This window comes from Mesotoga infera, from assembly GCA_011045915.1.
Lineage (GTDB): Bacteria > Thermotogota > Thermotogae > Petrotogales > Kosmotogaceae > Mesotoga > Mesotoga infera_D.
Map to the genome: position 1 here is coordinate 62,390 of DSBT01000410.1, position 17,621 is coordinate 80,010.

Consider the following 17,621-nt stretch of genomic DNA (forward strand, 5'->3'; position numbering starts at 1 on the left):
TCCTTATCTCAAGTTGCCTTTTTCAAGTCTTTCAAGTATTGAGACTCTCTCCAGAACCTGACCTGCCCCTCTAGCCACACAGGTTAAGGGATCGTCGGCAATCACAACGGTAATGCCGGTTTCTCTCTGAATCAATTCCTGCATTCCGTTGAGAAGAGAACCTCCGCCGGCAATAACAATGCCGCTTTGAACAATATCCGAAATAAGTTCGGGAGGTGTGTTCTCCACCGTGAGCTTAACCGCCTCCACGATTCTAGCAACAGGTTCGACAATTGCTTCGCGGACCTCGGCGCCTGAGATAGATATCTTTCTTGGCAGTCCCGAGTTGAGGTCAAGTCCCACAATCTCGGCGTAATGACTATCGTCTTCCTCGGTTTCGACGACATTTCCAATCTCAATTTTGATTCGCTCCGCCGTCTTTTCACCGATCATGAGTCTGTACTTCTCCTTGATATACTGGACGATATAGTCATCCATTTCATCTCCGCCGACTCTTATTGACTGACTCAAAACTATGCTTCCGAGAGAGATCACTGCTATCTCGGTTGTTCCTCCGCCGATGTCAACTATCATATTGCCGGTCGGTTCTTCAACATTCAGACCGGCGCCGATTGAACTTGCCATCGGTTCTTCGATGAGAAAGACCTTTTTTGCTCCTGCTTCCATTCCAGCATCGACAATGGCCTTTCTTTCAACTTCCGTCGCTCCCGAAGGCACTCCGATTACTATTCTCGGCTTGACAAAGCTGCGTCTTCCAGTCGCTCTACCCATGAAATACTTCAACATGGCGAGCGCAATGTCGTAGTCCGCAATTACTCCGTCTTTCAGCGGGCGAGTAGCAACGATACTGGCCGGCGTCTTTCCAACCATTCTTTTTGCCTCCAGGCCAACCTGAAGGATCTTCCCGGAATTTACATCGATCGCAACAACTGAGGGTTCATTAGTCACTACGCCCTGGCCTCTTACATAGACCAGAGTGTTGGCAGTTCCCAAATCAATACCCATGTCTTGCCTTAAGAACATTCGAAGGCCTCCTGTCAGGGAAAGTCTTTACTCCCAATTCTACCATCACGATGCGACCGAATGACGAAGAGTGTGGAAAATCAACACAGTTGTCAAATGAGCCTCTGAAAATGGTATTACACAAGTTTGACTCCTCCTTAATCAAAGTGATAGAATCATTTGGCCTCGTTGCCCGTATATTCGGCTCTTGATGGCATTCGATGACTGAAGACAAAGGGTGGGATTGAACAAGAAGCGTTGCTGCTCGAGAGTGATGAGATAATTGCGTTGATAATTTGGAGGTGAAGAAATGGAAGATAGAGAGCTGAGAACTCTGAATCATCTTATGTACATGGAGTACTACACGGGAGGAAACGCAGGACTTTTCATGAAAATGAAGCGACTCGTCTATTCATTTCAGAGTCCATTTCAGAGAATAGATATTTTCGAGCATCCCGAGTTTGGCATGGTTCTTGTTCTGGATGGCATAACGATGTTCACTGAAGCCGATGAGTTTATGTATCACGAGATGTTGGTTCACGTGCCGCTATTTACTCACCCCGACCCTAAGCGAGTCTTGATAATCGGAGGAGGCGACGGGGGAAGTCTGAGGGAAGTCCTCAAACACCCCTCGGTTGAGGAAGCGATTCTCTGTGAAGTAGATCCGTATGTAATAGATGCAGCGAAACTTCACCTAAAAGAAATGTCTGTCGAATTAGATAACCCAAAGGCATCGATAATAAATGAAAACGGTGCTGATTTTGTCAGGAATAACAAGGATTACTTTGATGTAATTATTGTCGATTCTACCGATCCGACGGCCGGTGAAGGGGGTCATCTCTTCACCAAAGAGTTCTATTCAAATTGTTACAAGGCTCTGAAGAAAGATGGAATCTTCTGTGCCGAAACCGAGGATCCTTTCTACGATAAGGGGTGGGTGGCTATTGCCTATAACAGAATTTCCTCGGTCTTCCCTGTCTCGAAGATGTACACTAGTTTCATGACTACTTACCCCTCCGGAATGTGGACCTATACCATCGGTTCGAAAGAGGTCGACCCAGTGAAAGATTATGACGAAGATAGAGTGCTTGACTTTGAAGCGCCGTTGAGGTACTACAATACTGAGATTCACGGGGCAGCGTTTGCTCTCCCAACGTTTTTGAAAGAGCTCACCGGCCAGTTTTGACGTAGGGGTGAATGATTTCGCTTTCATGATAGGCTAAACTAGATTTTCCGAAGTTGAGAGGATACTCCAGCATTATTTCTGGAGATATTCTCATTCCTTTCTGTTTAATTCAACTTGCTTAACCTGCGCTGTGATAGAATCATCCTTGATCGGCAGGAGGGAGTTCTAATGTATAACAGTGATCGCATAAGGAACATATCGATAATTGCACACATCGACCACGGGAAGACGACTCTCGTGGATAGACTACTGGATATAACAGACACCGTGGACAGGAGACACAAGCAGGATCAGTTCATGGATTCGATGGATATCGAGCGAGAAAGAGGGATAACGATCAAATCGAAGTCCGTGAAGCTGAATTATCTTGCAGAAGACGGTCTTACTTACGAAATCAATATTATAGATACGCCCGGCCACGTCGACTTCAATTATGAAGTATCGAGAAGCCTTGCTGCTTGCGAGGGCGCGATACTTCTGGTGGATGCCTCTCAGGGGGTCGAGGCTCAGACGGTGGGGAACACATATCTCGCTATAGAGAATGATCTGGAGCTTATCCCCGTTCTTAACAAGATCGACATTCCGAATGCAAATATCGAAGAGACTCTAGCGGAAATCGTCGATTTGATCGGCTATACACCTGAAGACTGTCTTCAGGCAAGTGCGAAGACCGGTCAGGGCGTGAAAGAGATACTGGAATCTGTTGTGCGCAAGGTTTCGGCTCCTTCGGGCATATTGGAGGCACCTCTCAAAGCCTTGATTTTCGACGCGATCTACGACAAGTACAGAGGAGTCGTGGTTCACGTGAGAATCTTTGATGGGAGTGTCAAAGAGGGTGACAAGATACAGATGATGGCCTCCGGCGAAACTTTTGAAGTTGTTGAAGTGGGATACTTTCTTCCTCAAATGGAAAAGACAGATTCTCTTGATGCAGGTGAGGTAGGCTACGTCATTGCAGTTATTAAAGACGTATCGAGCGCTAAGATCGGCGACACCATAACCTCTGCAAATAATCCGACCGATGAAGCTCTTCCGGGCTACAAAGAGGCGAAGCCGATGGTCTACGCTGGAATGTTTCCTGGGATGCCCGAGTACTACGAAGAACTGAGAAAGGCTCTCGACAAGTTCAAATTGAACGACGCCGCACTGGTTTTCGAGCCGGAAAACTCTCCGGCGTTGGGCTTTGGATTCAGGGTGGGTTTTCTCGGTCTGCTTCATATGGATGTCGTAAGGGAGAGGCTTGAAAGAGAGTTTGAAATAGCCTGTATTCTAACGGCTCCAAACGTTGTCTACAGAGTAACATCTCAGAACGGAGACATTATCGAGATAACAAATCCTGCAAGTTTCCCGGAGCCCGGAGATTTCTCGAAGGTCGAGGAGCCCTTTGTCGATCTCTCGATTATCACTCCTTCGGAATATATGGGGAATTTGATCGGCTTTATAACTTCCGAGAAGAGAGGAGATTTCAAGGCAGTCGAAAACGCTGGAAAGAACCGTGTCGTGATGCGTTTCGAAGCGCCCTTGTCAGAAATAATGTTTGATTTCTTTGACAGGATGAAGGCCATTTCTCGAGGGTATGCCTCAATGGATTACGACATACTTGGCTACCGTGAATCGAATCTTGTGAAAGTCACTATTCTCGTCAACAAAGAGACAGTCGATTCGCTTTCGTTCATCGTTCATGTAGACAAGGAGTATCAAGTCGCGAAGAAAGTGGTTGACAAGTTGAGCGAACTGATTCCTCCGCATCAGTTCCAGATTCCAATACAGGCAAAATCGAGAGGACGAATAATTGCGAGAAGCGACATAAAGGCCCTCCGTAAAGATGTTTTGGCGAAGTGCTATGGAGGGGATGTGACAAGAAAGATGAAGCTCCTGGAAAAGCAGAAAGAGGGAAAGAAGAGAATGCGGGAGATCGGTCAGGTGACTATTCCGCAGAACGCCTTCCTGGCAATTCTTAGAATTGGCGAAGAAGAATGATGGGGTGAAGTGATGATAAGGCTTGGAGCACACATGTCAACCTCAAAGGGTCTTGACAAAGTCCCCAAAGACACGCTGGCAATCGGCGGAAACACCTTTCAGATCTTCCCGCACAGTCCAAGGATGTGGAGAGCCTCACTTCCAAAGGAGGAGATGGCATCCGCCTTCATCCATGAGATGAAAGAGAAGTCGCTTGATCCGTTCGATTGCATGGTTCATTCCGGTTACCTGGTGAACATCGCCTCTCCCAATGAAGAGGTCTGGGAGAAATCAGTGCGCCTGCTTTCCCTTGAAATGAAGATTACAGCCGCCTTGGGTCTGAAGTATCTGAACTTTCATCCCGGAAGCCATCTTGGAGACGGGCTGCATGAAGGAATAGAGAGAATACTGAAAGGTCTCGAAATAGTGCTTGATGAGAATCAGGAAAGCGACGTGATGCTTCTTCTCGAGAATGTAGCAGCGAAAGGCAATCACATAGGGAGCAGTTTTGACGAGCTTAGTATGATCATCGAGGGTTCGGCACAACCTGAAAGGATCGGAGTAACTTACGATACCTGCCACGGTTTTGATTCCGGGTTTGAGATAAGAACCAAAGACGGAGTGCTAAAGCTTATCGATGAAATAGATTCTAAGGTTGGCTATGAAAAGTTGAAGATGATACATCTTAACGATAGCAAATTTCCACTCGGTGCCGCAAAGGATCGACACGAAATGATAGGCAAAGGCTATATCGGCAAGGAGGACGGATTCAGAGTGTTTCTCTCAAATGAAAGAATCCAGGATAAACCATGGTTGCTGGAGACACCGGGAGACGATGCGGATCATGCTCTGGAAATAAAGTATATAAGAGAACTTCTCGGATAGTGGAGGACAGCAGACGATGAAGAAGAAGTACGTAGTTGTAACTGGAGGCGTAATCAGCGGCATTGGCAAGGGGATCCTCTCCGCCTCCATAGCGAGGGTTATGAAGGAATGCGGAGTCGAGGTAAACACTCTTAAGATAGACCCGTATCTTAATCTGGATGCCGGGACCATGAACCCAAACCAGCATGGAGAAGTGTTTGTTACCGAAGATGGATACGAAGCCGATCTAGACCTTGGTCATTACGAGAGGTTTCTCGGGAAGGACATGAGAAGAGAGAACAACATGACCGCGGGTCAGGTATTCAAGTCGATAATTGACAAGGAGAGAAAGGGCGACTATCTGGGAGCAACGGTGCAGATGGTCCCTCACGTAACAGATGAGATAAAGTCGAGGATCAGGAGAGTTCCCGGAGATCTGATAATGATAGAAATAGGCGGTACTGTCGGCGACATTGAAGGCGAGATATTTCTGGAAGCGGTGCGGGAACTATGGGTCGAAGAGGGTCCTGAAAACTTCTTGTTCATCCATGTGACCTATGTTCCATATCTGAGGGTCACTAATGAGTTCAAGACGAAGCCTACGCAACAATCCGTTCAACTGCTTAGAAGAATCGGTATTCAGCCTCAGATGATTGCCGTCAGATCGGAGCTGCCAATTGAAGAGAATGAGCTTGGAAAGATCGCTCTATTCGGCGGTCTCGACAGACAGATGGTCTATAACCTTCCCGACTCCGAAAACGTGTACGATGTTCCACGAATCGTGTATGCTTACGGAATTCACAGAAAGATTGCCGCATGGCTCAACCTCGAAATAGAGGAGCGGTTCGACTGGAATTATCCGAGAACGTTCGTTCCGACCAGAATAGTAATAGTGGGAAAATATCTTGGGACGGACGATGCCTATAAGAGCATTTCTGAAAGCATTACGCTTTGCGGCGCCAGCAAACCCGATGTAATCGATTCTGAGTGCTTCGAAGAGATGACGGAAGACCAAATTAAGAACGAACTTCGAAAATACGACGGAATAATTATCCCAGGTGGTTTCGGCAAGCGAGGCATTGAAGGAAAAATTGCTGTAATTAAGGCGGCAAGAGAGGAAGACATCCCTATCCTCGGTATCTGTCTGGGAATGCAGCTGATGGTTATCGAGTTTGCAAGAAACGTTTCCCATTATGAAAACGCCAACTCTACGGAATTTGATCCTTCGACTCCCTACCCGGTCATTGACATGATGGAAGAGCAGAAGGCAATTATGAAGCTCGGAGGAACTATGAGGCTGGGGGCACAGGAGACTCCAATTGAAGAAGGTACGGTGCTGATGGACGCATACAATGAGAAGATAGCTTTCGAGAGGCACAGACACAGATACGAAGTCAATCTGGAGCGCTTCCCCGATCTCTTTAGAAATCCGGGAGAAAAGGATGAAAGTAGATTGACGATCTCCTCCTTAGCGACTTTTGTTGAAGCAATAGAGCTTCCGGAGAAGCGATTTTTCCTCGGAATTCAGTATCACCCGGAATTCCGATCTAAGGTCGGCAATCCAAATCCCGTCTTCGAGCTATTTGTCAAACGCGTCAGAGAGAAGAGAAGGAATCAGTAGTGATCCTCAGTAGCGGTAGGCTGCTTGATCTTTCCGAACCGGTTATTATGGGGATAGTCAATGCGACTCCAGACTCCTTCTTCCCTGAGAGCAGGTTCAGCGACACTGCCGCGGCCGTCGATGCTGCGATGGGAATGCTCGGCAGTGGGGCCGCAATAGTCGATATTGGTGGTGAATCCTCGAGACCGGGAGCCGAAAAGATCTCGGTGGAAGAGGAGATTGCCAGAGTAGTTCCCGTAATAGAGAAAATTCGAGAGAAGAAGCCCCGGGCAGTTATCTCGATAGACACCTGCAGCAGTGTGACAGCAAGAGCGGCACTCGCAGCTGGTGCAGATATCGTCAACGACATTACCGGCCTCAGGTCGGAAGAAATGATTGAAGTTGCCTCGCAAAGCAATGCAGCGGTTATCATAATGCACATGAGAGGAGATCCTTCGACAATGAGTCAGATGACAGATTACGGTGATGTGGTCGAGGAGGTCTCAGCCTGGCTCGTCGAAAGAGCGAAGAAAGCAGTCGAATCAGGGATTAGAAAAGACAGGATAATTCTAGACCCTGGGATAGGTTTCGCCAAGACGGCAGAACAGAGCATAGAAATTCTCAGAAATGTCGACCGCTTCTTACGGCTGGGTTTCCCCCTTCTGGTTGGCCATTCCAGAAAGAGTTTTATAGCGAAGCTCACGGGAAATCCTGTTGAAAATCGGCTTGTAGAAACTCTCTCGATTTCTACTTACCTTTACCTTAAAGGAGTGAACATAATTCGCGTCCACGATGTTCGGGAGCATGACAGAATCTTTGGTATACTTAAGATACTAAACCCATATGGAGAAAATGGGAGGGAATGATTTGCCCCACAGTAGACGCTCGAAGAAGTACTGGAAGGAAACCTGGCAAGCATATCTTTTCCTGCTGCCTTCGATTGCAATCCTAGGTGTCTTTGTTTTCTGGCCAATCGGATTTTCACTTGTACTCAGCTTCTTCAAATGGGATTACACTTCGACCACTCGTTACTTCATTGGATTTGATAACTATAAGGAGCTCTTCAGACTGACATATCCGGTTTCGCTTAGCTTCGTGAATTCGCTGATAAACACGGCCATCTACATTGTGGTTGTTCTAGTCGTCGTACAGGCTCTGTACCATCTCTTCGGTTTGCTGAGCAAGTACGACAAGACCGAGAAAAGTCACTCGTCTCTGTATGCGATCTATTTTGCGGCAGTTGCAGGTTTTGTTTTGCTTCGCAATTCTTCGGCTGATTTGACGGCGGCAGGTTTGCTTGTCGGTCTGGGGCTGATGGGTCTCGGCCTTTTCATACTGATGCGCAGAAGAAAGAGTGTTCAGTGGAAGAAAATGAAGTCCAGTCAATGGTCGACGCTACTTCTGATAGCTGCTGTCTACTACGCCCTGGCATATCTCATTTTGAGTCAGAGTGCGGATTTTGTGGAGTACTTCACGCTCGCCAAAGAGAGTTCCGACTTCCTCAAATCGATCTACAATACTGTCTATTACGTTCTTCTGTCCGTTCCGACGCAGATAGTGCTGGCGCTGATCATTGCTATGCTTTTGAACAAGAATATCAAACTGCGCTCTCTATTCAGGACTGCGTACTTCATACCCTTTGTCACATCGGTGGTTGCCGTTTCACTGGTATGGCAGTGGATGTTCAACGACCAGTTTGGACTGCTTAACTATATTCTCTCGATCTTCAACTTGCCCAGAATCGCGTGGTTGAAAGAAGAGGTGTGGACGATTCCAACGATAGCCATAGTCTCGGTATGGCAGCATGTTGGATACACCACCGTTATCTTTCTTGCCGGTCTTCAGAATATTGACAGATCGTATTACGAAGCGGCCGATGTAGATGGCGCAAGCGGCTGGCAGAAGTTCAAGTTCATCACCTGGCCGCTGCTTTCGGGCACGACCTTCTTCATAATGATAATCACGATGATTGGTTCGTTTAAGGTTTTCTCTCAAATATTCATTCTTTATCAGGGTCTTCCTGGACCTGTCAACAAAAGCGGACTGACACTGGTCTATTACGTATTTGACGCCTTCTATAACCAGCAGAGAATGGGAGTAGCCAGTGCTGCTGCATACGTTCTCTTTATGATAATTCTGGTCTTGACAATGGTGCAGCTGTACGTTGGCAAAAAGCGCGTCCATTATGAGGGTTGAGGTGTTCAGATGACTACATCGTCGACAAAGATAATCTCGAAGATTCTTCTCTATGTGGTTATAATTGGCGGGGCTTTTCTGATGCTGATTCCATTCGGTTGGATGGTCGCAACTTCCTTCAAAGCCCCCAGCGAAGTCTCAAGCTGGCCGCCTGTTTGGACGACCAAAAACGCTGCCAGTTCCTTCACTTTCAAGACGCAGATAAAGCAGAAAAGCTCCGGCGCCTCCGTTGATCTCTCGACTCTTAGTCTCAGTGAATTCAGAAACTTCGCGGCGCTTATTGAAGAGTCGGCAAGTCTAGATACCATCACCATCACTCTAGACGATGATCCAATCAGAAGAGGCGAGGTCGAGATCCAGTTGCTCAAAGGTGACGGAACTCCTGCAGATTACGCCACCGAAGTCGATGAACAGCGTTTTGCAGCACTTGTCGACAGGTATTCAGCTCTTGAGTCAGATGTTCCCGATTCCTTTTCGAGCGCCCTGAGAGATCTTCCCACAGACAGAGCGGGCCGTTTTATGGACAGTTTCTTCAATGCTGCAATATACAGTGACAGCGGATTCGTGAGAAGGGTGGTTCTCGTTGGCTCTCTCAAAGCTCAGTACTCAAAAGCAATCGATAGACTGTCTCAGAGCGTTGAGACTGTAATGAAGGAGTTGCCTATCGACACTGATGAAAGCAAGGAAATGAAGGCGAAGATCAGAGAAGAGTCGAGCGCGCTTCTTGTAACTCCGATTGAGAATCTGACGACCTCTATGCAGACTCTAGAGACTTTTAGAACGGGGAAGACGGGGGTCACGGATCTGGTCGAACTTGAAACGATAATCGGGGATCTGAGAAGCAGTGTCGATCTCATTAGGGAAGTAAGCGCCGAAATTGTTTCTCTTTCGGGGACAGTTGCCGGTGGCGATTCCAGAATGTCTCTCTCTGTCAGGCAGCTTGAACGCTCGCTAGAGACTGTTCCAGAAGATTTGGGTCGGTGGGTCGAACTGCTTGACCTCTATTCCGACGTAAGGCTATTCTACAACGATTCCCAGGACAAGAACCTTTCGAGCACCTCAATAGTTGGAAATATACGCTCAGACTCAGAAGTTCATTCGCTGCTCTCGGAGTTTGTAAAGGGATGGGACGTTGAAGAGGAAGTCAAAAGCTATTTGCTCTCAGCTATCAATCCCTCCAATGTGCGGGGCGCAGTCACGATTCTCCTGAACTACCTGGATCAAAATTTCAAAGATACTCTATCTCAATATTTTCCAGATACTCAGACCCCGCTTGAAGTGGTAAATGACGCAATGAACTTCCTCAGGACGTCTCTGCTAGTGGCTTCGAGTTCCGAGATGGACACGAAAGTCCGCAATGCGATGGAAGAGAAAACTTCATACTCCGACCTAACATCGCTTATTAGAGAAGTGGCGTCGGCTGCGGGCCAGACCATAGGCGTCGGAGGAGTCATCGCGGGCCTCGATCGACAGGCTGGTATTGGAGGTCAGGATGCATTGGCAGACCTCATCAGGCGAAGATGGAAAGAGACGACAATGGTCGGGACTTTCTCGAGAGTACATTCAGACATATTCAGTGAACTCGATCTCTCTCTCAAGCCGACTGAGGTTGAAAGAGTCTACTACAGAGGCATAATTTCACCTTCGGGCGCAAAGTCTTTCGACATAAAGCTTACAGGTATTCCCGCTGTCTGGTTCAAGGATGACATGCCTGCCGGAAAAGTCAATTTCACATTCGGGGAAACCTTCAAGAATTTCTTCCAGAACTACATAACTGCGTGGAATGCCGCGCCTTTTGGCAGATACTACTTCAACACAGTATTTGTTGCGATGGTAACGACTTTCGTGGAGATAATTTTCGCTGCGATGGCGGCCTTCGCATTTGCAAAGATGGAGTTCTTTGGTAAGAACTTTCTGTTCACACTCTTCCTGGCAACAATGATGGTCCCGGGAGAAGTGCTGCTGGTTCCCAATTACATAACCCTGACGGCCCTGGGCTGGATCGACTCATATTACGCCCTGATTGTTCCCTGGGTGGTCTCTGTCTTTGCGATATTCTTGCTCCGGCAGCACTTTATGACGATTCCAAACGAGCTCTACGATGCCGCCATGATCGACGGTCTGACGAAATGGCGCTTTCTATGGACAGTTCTGGTTCCGCTTTCGAAGCCCGCTGTGATCACGGGAGCGCTGCTTAAATTCGTCGGCAGCTGGAATTCCTTCCTCTGGGTTCTCATAGTGACCAAGAGTCCGGAAATCAGGACTCTGCCGGTTGGGCTTCAGAATTTCAGCTCAGCGACAGGCAGTGATTATCACCTCTTGATGGCCGCGGCCACCTTCTCAATAATTCCGGTCGTCATTCTCTTCCTGATTACTCAGAAATACTTCATAGCCGGAATTGCCAGGAGTGGTCTCAAATAAAAAGCAAGAAGAGCAAAGCCAAATTTCCTCTCGGATTGTTCATCTTTCTGACCCTCTTGATTTCGCTACTATTGATAGCGAATATCGACGCTTTTCTCAATTACAGGCAAGTCCAGAGAAGATTGGAGAACCTGCAGAAAGAGTACGATGCACTGCAGAGAGAAATCGAGATCAAAGAATCCGAATTGGAACTGCTCAGAGAATTAGTGCCGGGAAGCAACGATGGAGGCAATAGATGAGATTTGTTGTTACAACCTCTCACAAGCCCACGAAAGAAGAAGTTATGAACGCAAGAGGCCTTGCCGATGAGATTGGCGTTAAATATGTTTCAAGAGGCCGGTTGAAGGAATTCGAGAAGGAATACCCGATAGATTTCTACTACGTCTTTGACAAGAATGGCCAGCTTACGATCAGGAACGGGGATTCGGTTTTCTTCTTTCATCCGGGCATGTCGAAGGTAAGGTATAAGAACATAAAGCTTCAGGACTCAGACTATTTAATCAAGAGCATGGAACTCTCCGGAGACGAAACCGTTCTCGATACGACATTCGGACTTGGGAACGAGGCGCTTCTGATCGCCCACTTTCTGCCTGAAGGGAAGGTAGTGGGTCTTGAGGCTTCCGAACATATATACAGGGTAGTCTCCCATGGACTTCGCAACTATCCTTACACTTATGAATGGATCAGAGAAGCGTCGACCAGGATAGAGCTACACAACAGGGATCTTCGAGACTTCGTTAAGGAGTGTCCCGACGCTTCTTATGACATAGTCTACTGCGACCCGATGTTTGATAGACCACAGATGAGTTCCAACTCAATAAATCCTCTCAGGGCATTTGCAGTGTATGAGAGGATTAATAGAACCGATGTGGACGAGATGATCAGGATTTCCTCAAAGAGATTCATCATAAAGAGCAGAACACGTGATTCCCTCTTCGAAGAGCTAGACCTTCAGTTTGACAAGCTTTGGGGAAGCAAGAAGAGCGGAGTGCTTTACGGGGTAGTTGATAAGAGATGATTCCATTGCTTCTCGGGCCGACCGCAGTCGGCAAGACTTCACTCCTGCTTGAGTTGGCCCGAAGACTTCCCATAGAAGTCATCTCCGTTGATTCTAGGCAAATATACCGTTTCATGGACATTGGAACGGCCAAGCCGACAAAGAATGAACAGACTTTGCTTAAACACTGGCTTATAGATATTCGCGATCCGGATGAGGATTTTGATGTCATGGAGTTCAGAAAACTCGCCATTCAATGTATCTCCGACATAATATCGAGAGGAAAGATTCCTGTTCTTGCAGGCGGAACGGGACTCTACGCAGAATCGCTCATCAATGGTCTGGCAAATCTTCCTCCAAAAGATGAGCAAGTAAGGCAGGCCCTTCTGGAGATCGAATCTCAGAGCAAAGGCTCGTTGAGAAGAATACTCAAAAAGGTCGATAGCAAAGCATTTGATTTGCTGCACGAGAATGATCTCAAACGTATAGTCAGATATCTTGAGGTCTTCTTCAAGACAGGAAGGCCCTTGACAGAAATGCACAAAGAGAGCGAGAGTTCTGACGAGTTTGGCATCGTAATTCTTGAACGAGAGAGAGGAGAGCTTCATAAGAGAATCGAAAGACGTGTGTGCGAGATGATCCGAAACGGTCTGGCAGATGAAACGAAGAGGCTTCTCGACAAGGGCTATACAACGAGACTTAACGCGCTAAAGACAATAGGCTACGCCGAAATGGTACAATATATAAAGTGCGGAGTGTCCCTTTCGGAAAGTAGGGAACGGATGCTTGTGAACACAAGAAGATACGCTCGTCGTCAGATTATTTGGTTCAGAAGATATAGTGAAGCTTTGAGAATTGACCTGTCCAGCCTCGATAAAGAGGCAGTTCGGGTTCTTGAAAACGCAATTCTCTCAGTTTGGGGGGGTAAGAATGGCCGAAAAGTTTAATTTGCAAGATCGTTTTCTGAATCTTCTTAGGGTAAACAGAATCGAAGTCAAGATGTACCTCGAAGGAGGATTCCAGACGAAGGGGATGGTTAAGTCGTTCGACAATTTCACCGTGTTGCTGGAAGATGGGCAGGAGCAGACTCTTGTCTACAAGCACGCGATCAAGATGATGGTTCCTCAGAAGTACGTGAAATTGACGAATACGACAGGCAAGAAGGAGGATTGAATAGAGCATAGATACTTTACTTGTCGCTGTTTTTTCTTCTGAAGAACAGAATATGAAGACAGAAATTCAGGGCGAGCTTCGTGAGCTCGCCCGTACTGCTGGTTATAATATTGTCGAGACTGTTGTTCAGAATCTAGACAGCCCAGACCCCAGACATTATCTCGGGAAGGGAAAGGTGGATTTTGCAAAAAGGATGATAGGTGCCTTCGGCGCCACTCTCGCTATCACCCGTCATGAACTCTCTCCGTCTCAGGCGATGAATCTCGAAAAGCTTTTGGAGATACCTGTAATGGATAGAACACAGCTGATTCTGAAAATCTTTGGAGACCATGCATCAACGAAGGAAGGTAAACTGGAAGTCGAAATGGCCAGTCTTAAGTATCAGTTGCCCAGGCTAAAAGGACTTGGGAGGGCGCTTTCTCAGACAGGAGCGGGTATTGGGACGAGAGGTCCGGGAGAGAAAAAGCTGGAGACAGACAGGCGTCAGGCTCAGGACAGAATATCGCGTCTGCGAAAGGACATCGATGAACTCGGCAAGCGCAGGGAGATCTCCAGAAAGAAGAGGCAGTCGTCCTCTATCCCTCTTGTTTCCTTTGTAGGTTATACAAATGTCGGAAAGTCATCGCTTGTTTCGGAAATAAGCAGCGATGAGCTTCTGGTCGAGGACAAGCTTTTTGCAACGCTCGATACGCGGGTTAGGAAGGCGAGATTGCCAGCCGGAATGCAGGTGCTCATTTCTGATACTGTCGGATTTATAAGAGAGTTGCCTCACGAGCTTATGGAGAGTTTTAGATCGACGCTTGACGAGGTGAAGTACTCAGATCTGTTGGTTGTGGTTTCTGATGCATCCGATATGGCAGTCAGAGAGAAGTATTTGATCGTCGATCGCACTCTTCGTGAAATCGGCGCGGGTGAAATCAAGAGAATACATGTTCTGAACAAGATTGATCTATGTACAAATGAAAGACTTCTTGAACTCGGGAGCATCTTCCCGGAAGCAATATTGGTGAGTGCCTCAAAAAGCTTCAATATTGAAGGCATTTTGAGCGAAATCAGCCGAAGCCTTTTTGGTGAAAGGTCAAGGAGAAAGCTCAGGCTAACCCCGACCGAGTTCTCGAGTTTCATGAGATTCAGAGGCTCGCTTGAGGTGCTTTCTGAATGCTACGAAAGTGAGTTTATTGAGGTAGAATATGTATCCTCCGATGAGATAAATGAAAGGCTCATTTCTTCTATTGGCGAGGAGGGAAGGAAATGAAGAGATTATTGTCGGTCTTACTGGCGCTAATGATTGGCTGTATGTTGTTTTCGGCATCACTCCTGTTTCCACTGAAGAGGGCGCCGGAAATAACGGGTTACTTTGGTGAATATCGAGGGAATTCAAGAAACATAAACTATCCAGAGCATTTTCACATGGGAATGGATTACTCGACCGGGAGCGTAATCGGTCTCGATCTTCTTTCCCCGGACGATTCATATGTACATCAGATTTACATAAACCATCCCATATACGGGGTAGGGATTGCCCTCACACTTCCTGAAGTCACCAACATTCTCACTAATGAAAAGGGTATCAATGTGATTTTCGCTCACGTAAATGAAATCGGAGATACTTCTTCTTTGGCGGGAAGAAAACTTAACGACATCTATCATCAACTGATTTCCGAGTTTGGTGATCAATATGTCGAAGTTACGTTCGATCCCAGAGAACTTCCCTTCAGAAAGAGCGATGTCGTTGCCAAATCAGGAAACAGTGGAAACGTTCCGCCCCATCTTCACCTAGAAGTGAGAGATTCAACTATGGAGACCATAATCAATCCTGGCTTCTACTTCGATACTGGCAGTCCGACATCGGCAGTTGAAATACTGGACATTAGGGCAGGCGGAAAGACCTACTCGTTTGCTCAGGGAAAGCCGACTATCGAGATGAACGCCACTACCCCTCTGGATCTTCATGCTAAAGTTCAGTTGAGACATCCCGTAAGCCCAAAGACCATAGAGTTGTATGTTGAAAACAGTCTCGTCTATCAGATCGATTTTGTTTCTTTCGAGGTAGATGAAGCTGACGAGGTCCATGAGATATACTCTTCGCCTTCAACGGAGTCTGATTACTGGTTCAATCTCAACGCGAGGATATCGCTTAGTGTCCTTCCAATAAACATTTGGGACGATATCGACTGGACGAATCCGAGAGATGCCAGGGTAGTGGTTCGGGACCACTGGGGAAACGAGGCTTCGAAAGACTTCAGAATCGTCATGAGGAGGTAATTCGGATGTTTTTCAAGAAGAAGCCGCGAGACATAGGGAAAAATCCCTTCTACGACAATGGCAATACACTTGTTGTCCACTTTGAATGCAGTAAGTGCAAAGAGAAATTCCGCAGCCATCTCAGAAAGTACTACGATGTCAGCGTAAATTATGGAAAGGGAAAGGGAGTCTATAGGCTCGATAAAGAGTTCATTGGGAGCAAATGCCAGAACAAGATTCAGATCATAGCTGAGTTCAACAGAGCGTTCAGGCCCTTGTCCTTCGAAATAATCGGCGGTAGATTTTTGTCTAAGGAAGAATACGAAGAATAGATTCAGTTTATAGGAGGCAGTCATGAAGACTTGGTTGTTTACCAGTGAAAGCGTTACCGAAGGCCATCCGGACAAAATGGCAGATCAGATTTCCGATTCGATTCTCGATGCGATGTTGACTCAGGATGAAGATTCGAGAGTTGCAGTTGAGACTCTTCTTGCAACAGGCGTTGTCGTAGTTGCCGGAGAGGTAAGTACTAAAGCTTACGTTGATATTCCCAGAGTAGTTAGAGAGACGATTCTCGATATCGGATACAACCGGGCTAAGTATGGCTTTGACGGAGAGACCTGCGCCGTCCTTACGAGTATTGACGAGCAGTCCCCGGATATAGCTCTGGGAGTAAACAAATCCTTTGAAGCGAAGAAAAATGATTCCGATAGATATGCCCTGATAGGAGCGGGAGATCAGGGCATGATGTTCGGTTATGCGACAGACGAGACTCCAGAAATGATGCCGTTGCCGATAGTTCTTGCTCATAGATTGGCACGAAGGCTCAGCAAAGTAAGAAAAGACAACAGTGTTCATGGCTTCAGGCCTGACGGAAAGACCCAGGTTACCGTCAAGTATCAGGACGGCAAGCCTGTCGGAGTAACAGCGATTGTGGTATCGACTCAGCATGATCCCGATTTGACTGCAGAGGCGATAGAAAGACTTGTAGTCGACAACGTAGTCTCTCCAGAAATCGACCACGAACTACTTCTTGAAGGGGTGGAAATTTTCGTGAATCCGACGGGTCGATTTGTCAGGGGCGGTCCTTCAGCCGATACTGGCTTGACTGGCAGGAAGATCATCGTTGATACTTACGGAGGTTGGACTCCTCACGGCGGGGGAGCCTTCAGCGGAAAGGACCCCACGAAGGTCGATAGATCGGCTCATTATATGGCAAGATATGCCGCAAAGAATATTGTGGCCGCCGGACTTGCAGAACGCGTAACTCTTCAGCTCGCGTATGCTATTGGAGTTGCCAAACCCGTATCCTTTATGATAGATGCTCACGATACGGAGAAGATCGATCTCGAAAAGCTTAAGAAAGCCGTCCTGAAGGTTTTTGACTTCAGACCGGCCGCTATTATCGACAGGCTTAACCTTAAACGTCCTATTTACAGGCAGACGGCTGCCTATGGACATTTCGGCAGGATAGACATTAAACTGCCGTGGGAAGAGATCGACGCCGTTGACCAATTGAAGAAAGCAGTGGATTGATGATACAATTAACGGGTAAATCTCGAAAGGAGGAGAAGTGATAAGTGCCTAACAATGCATCAGCAAAGAAGAGAGTAAAACAGACGGCCAAAAGAACAGTAATGAACAGGGCCGCTAGAACGAAATTCAGAAATGCTTCCAAGAAGCTATATAAGGCGATGGAAGAGGGTGAAGATCCACAGGCCGTTTCTTCCATGCTTAGCGAAGTGTATTCTACTCTCGACAGGGCGGCGAAGTCCGGAACCATTCACAGGAATACGGCTTCACGTAAGAAGGCAAGATTGACCGCCAAAGTCAAGACATATGTCGAAGCGAGAGGTTGATTGAACGAAAAAATAAAAAAGGTGGCCTGAGCCACCTTTTTTGTTGTCAATAGAAGTTATCAAAGATTTTCCGGAGCTGCATCCTGGTGAGTCCCTGCAAGGACGTTTTCCTCCGTCTCA

The 17,621-nt window shown here is 47.1% G+C and carries 17 protein-coding genes; 16 read left to right on the forward strand and 1 reads right to left on the reverse strand.

What is annotated here, in order from left to right:
- Window positions 1-3 precede the first annotated feature (3 nt).
- A complete protein-coding gene (locus ENN47_13515; protein ID HDP79164.1) occupies window positions 4-1,023 on the reverse strand; it encodes a rod shape-determining protein in 1,020 nt (339 codons plus the stop codon).
- Between the two features lie 289 nt (window positions 1,024-1,312).
- Here ENN47_13515 and ENN47_13520 point away from each other — a divergent pair, with 289 nt between their 5' ends.
- The 16 genes from ENN47_13520 to ENN47_13595 all read left to right on the forward strand — a co-directional run bounded on the left by ENN47_13520 (window position 1,313) and on the right by ENN47_13595 (window position 17,501).
- Window positions 1,313-2,188: a polyamine aminopropyltransferase gene (locus ENN47_13520; GenBank protein ID HDP79165.1), complete on the forward strand. Its 876-nt coding sequence runs from the start codon at window positions 1,313-1,315 to the stop codon at window positions 2,186-2,188.
- Window positions 2,189-2,356: 168 nt separating this feature from the next.
- Window positions 2,357-4,168: an elongation factor 4 gene (lepA, locus tag ENN47_13525; protein HDP79166.1), complete on the forward strand. Its 1,812-nt coding sequence runs from the start codon at window positions 2,357-2,359 to the stop codon at window positions 4,166-4,168.
- Between the two features lie 12 nt (window positions 4,169-4,180).
- Complete coding sequence (locus ENN47_13530) at window positions 4,181-5,032, forward strand: deoxyribonuclease IV (GenBank protein HDP79167.1); 852 nt, start codon at window positions 4,181-4,183, stop codon at window positions 5,030-5,032.
- Window positions 5,033-5,048: 16 nt separating this feature from the next.
- The gene (locus ENN47_13535; protein ID HDP79168.1) at window positions 5,049-6,632 is read left to right on the forward strand and encodes a CTP synthase; all 1,584 of its coding nucleotides are present in this window, start codon (window positions 5,049-5,051) and stop codon (window positions 6,630-6,632) included.
- A complete protein-coding gene (folP, locus tag ENN47_13540) occupies window positions 6,632-7,477 on the forward strand; it encodes a dihydropteroate synthase (protein ID HDP79169.1) in 846 nt (281 codons plus the stop codon). The genes ENN47_13535 and folP overlap by 1 nt, the downstream gene beginning before the upstream one ends.
- Before the next feature lies 1 nt (window position 7,478).
- Window positions 7,479-8,807 carry a sugar ABC transporter permease gene (locus ENN47_13545; GenBank protein HDP79170.1) on the forward strand — a complete coding sequence of 443 codons (1,329 nt, stop codon included), beginning with the start codon at window positions 7,479-7,481 and terminating at the stop codon, window positions 8,805-8,807.
- A 9-nt stretch (window positions 8,808-8,816) separates the two neighbouring features.
- Window positions 8,817-11,228 carry an ABC transporter permease subunit gene (locus ENN47_13550; protein HDP79171.1) on the forward strand — a complete coding sequence of 804 codons (2,412 nt, stop codon included), beginning with the start codon at window positions 8,817-8,819 and terminating at the stop codon, window positions 11,226-11,228.
- Complete coding sequence (locus ENN47_13555; GenBank protein ID HDP79172.1) at window positions 11,225-11,467, forward strand: DUF1049 domain-containing protein; 243 nt, start codon at window positions 11,225-11,227, stop codon at window positions 11,465-11,467. Before ENN47_13550 ends, ENN47_13555 begins: the two co-directional genes overlap by 4 nt.
- Window positions 11,464-12,246, forward strand: a complete 783-nt coding sequence (locus tag ENN47_13560; GenBank protein HDP79173.1) for a class I SAM-dependent methyltransferase — start codon at window positions 11,464-11,466, stop codon at window positions 12,244-12,246. Before ENN47_13555 ends, ENN47_13560 begins: the two co-directional genes overlap by 4 nt.
- Window positions 12,243-13,172 (forward strand): tRNA (adenosine(37)-N6)-dimethylallyltransferase MiaA, encoded by a 930-nt coding sequence (gene miaA, locus ENN47_13565; protein ID HDP79174.1) that lies wholly within the window; start codon window positions 12,243-12,245, stop codon window positions 13,170-13,172. The genes ENN47_13560 and miaA overlap by 4 nt, the downstream gene beginning before the upstream one ends.
- Window positions 13,156-13,398, forward strand: coding sequence for an RNA chaperone Hfq (hfq, locus tag ENN47_13570; GenBank protein ID HDP79175.1), 243 nt, complete (start codon window positions 13,156-13,158; stop codon window positions 13,396-13,398). The genes miaA and hfq overlap by 17 nt, the downstream gene beginning before the upstream one ends.
- 52 nt (window positions 13,399-13,450) lie before the next feature.
- Complete coding sequence (hflX, locus tag ENN47_13575; GenBank protein HDP79176.1) at window positions 13,451-14,653, forward strand: GTPase HflX; 1,203 nt, start codon at window positions 13,451-13,453, stop codon at window positions 14,651-14,653.
- Complete coding sequence (locus ENN47_13580) at window positions 14,650-15,663, forward strand: hypothetical protein (GenBank protein HDP79177.1); 1,014 nt, start codon at window positions 14,650-14,652, stop codon at window positions 15,661-15,663. Before hflX ends, ENN47_13580 begins: the two co-directional genes overlap by 4 nt.
- A gap of 5 nt (window positions 15,664-15,668) precedes the next feature.
- Window positions 15,669-15,974, forward strand: coding sequence for a hypothetical protein (locus ENN47_13585; protein HDP79178.1), 306 nt, complete (start codon window positions 15,669-15,671; stop codon window positions 15,972-15,974).
- Window positions 15,975-15,996: 22 nt separating this feature from the next.
- Entirely contained in the window at window positions 15,997-17,178 is a 1,182-nt protein-coding gene (locus ENN47_13590) for a methionine adenosyltransferase (protein HDP79179.1), read from the forward strand.
- A gap of 44 nt (window positions 17,179-17,222) precedes the next feature.
- Complete coding sequence (locus ENN47_13595) at window positions 17,223-17,501, forward strand: 30S ribosomal protein S20 (protein ID HDP79180.1); 279 nt, start codon at window positions 17,223-17,225, stop codon at window positions 17,499-17,501.
- The last annotated feature ends 120 nt before the right edge of the window (window positions 17,502-17,621 follow it).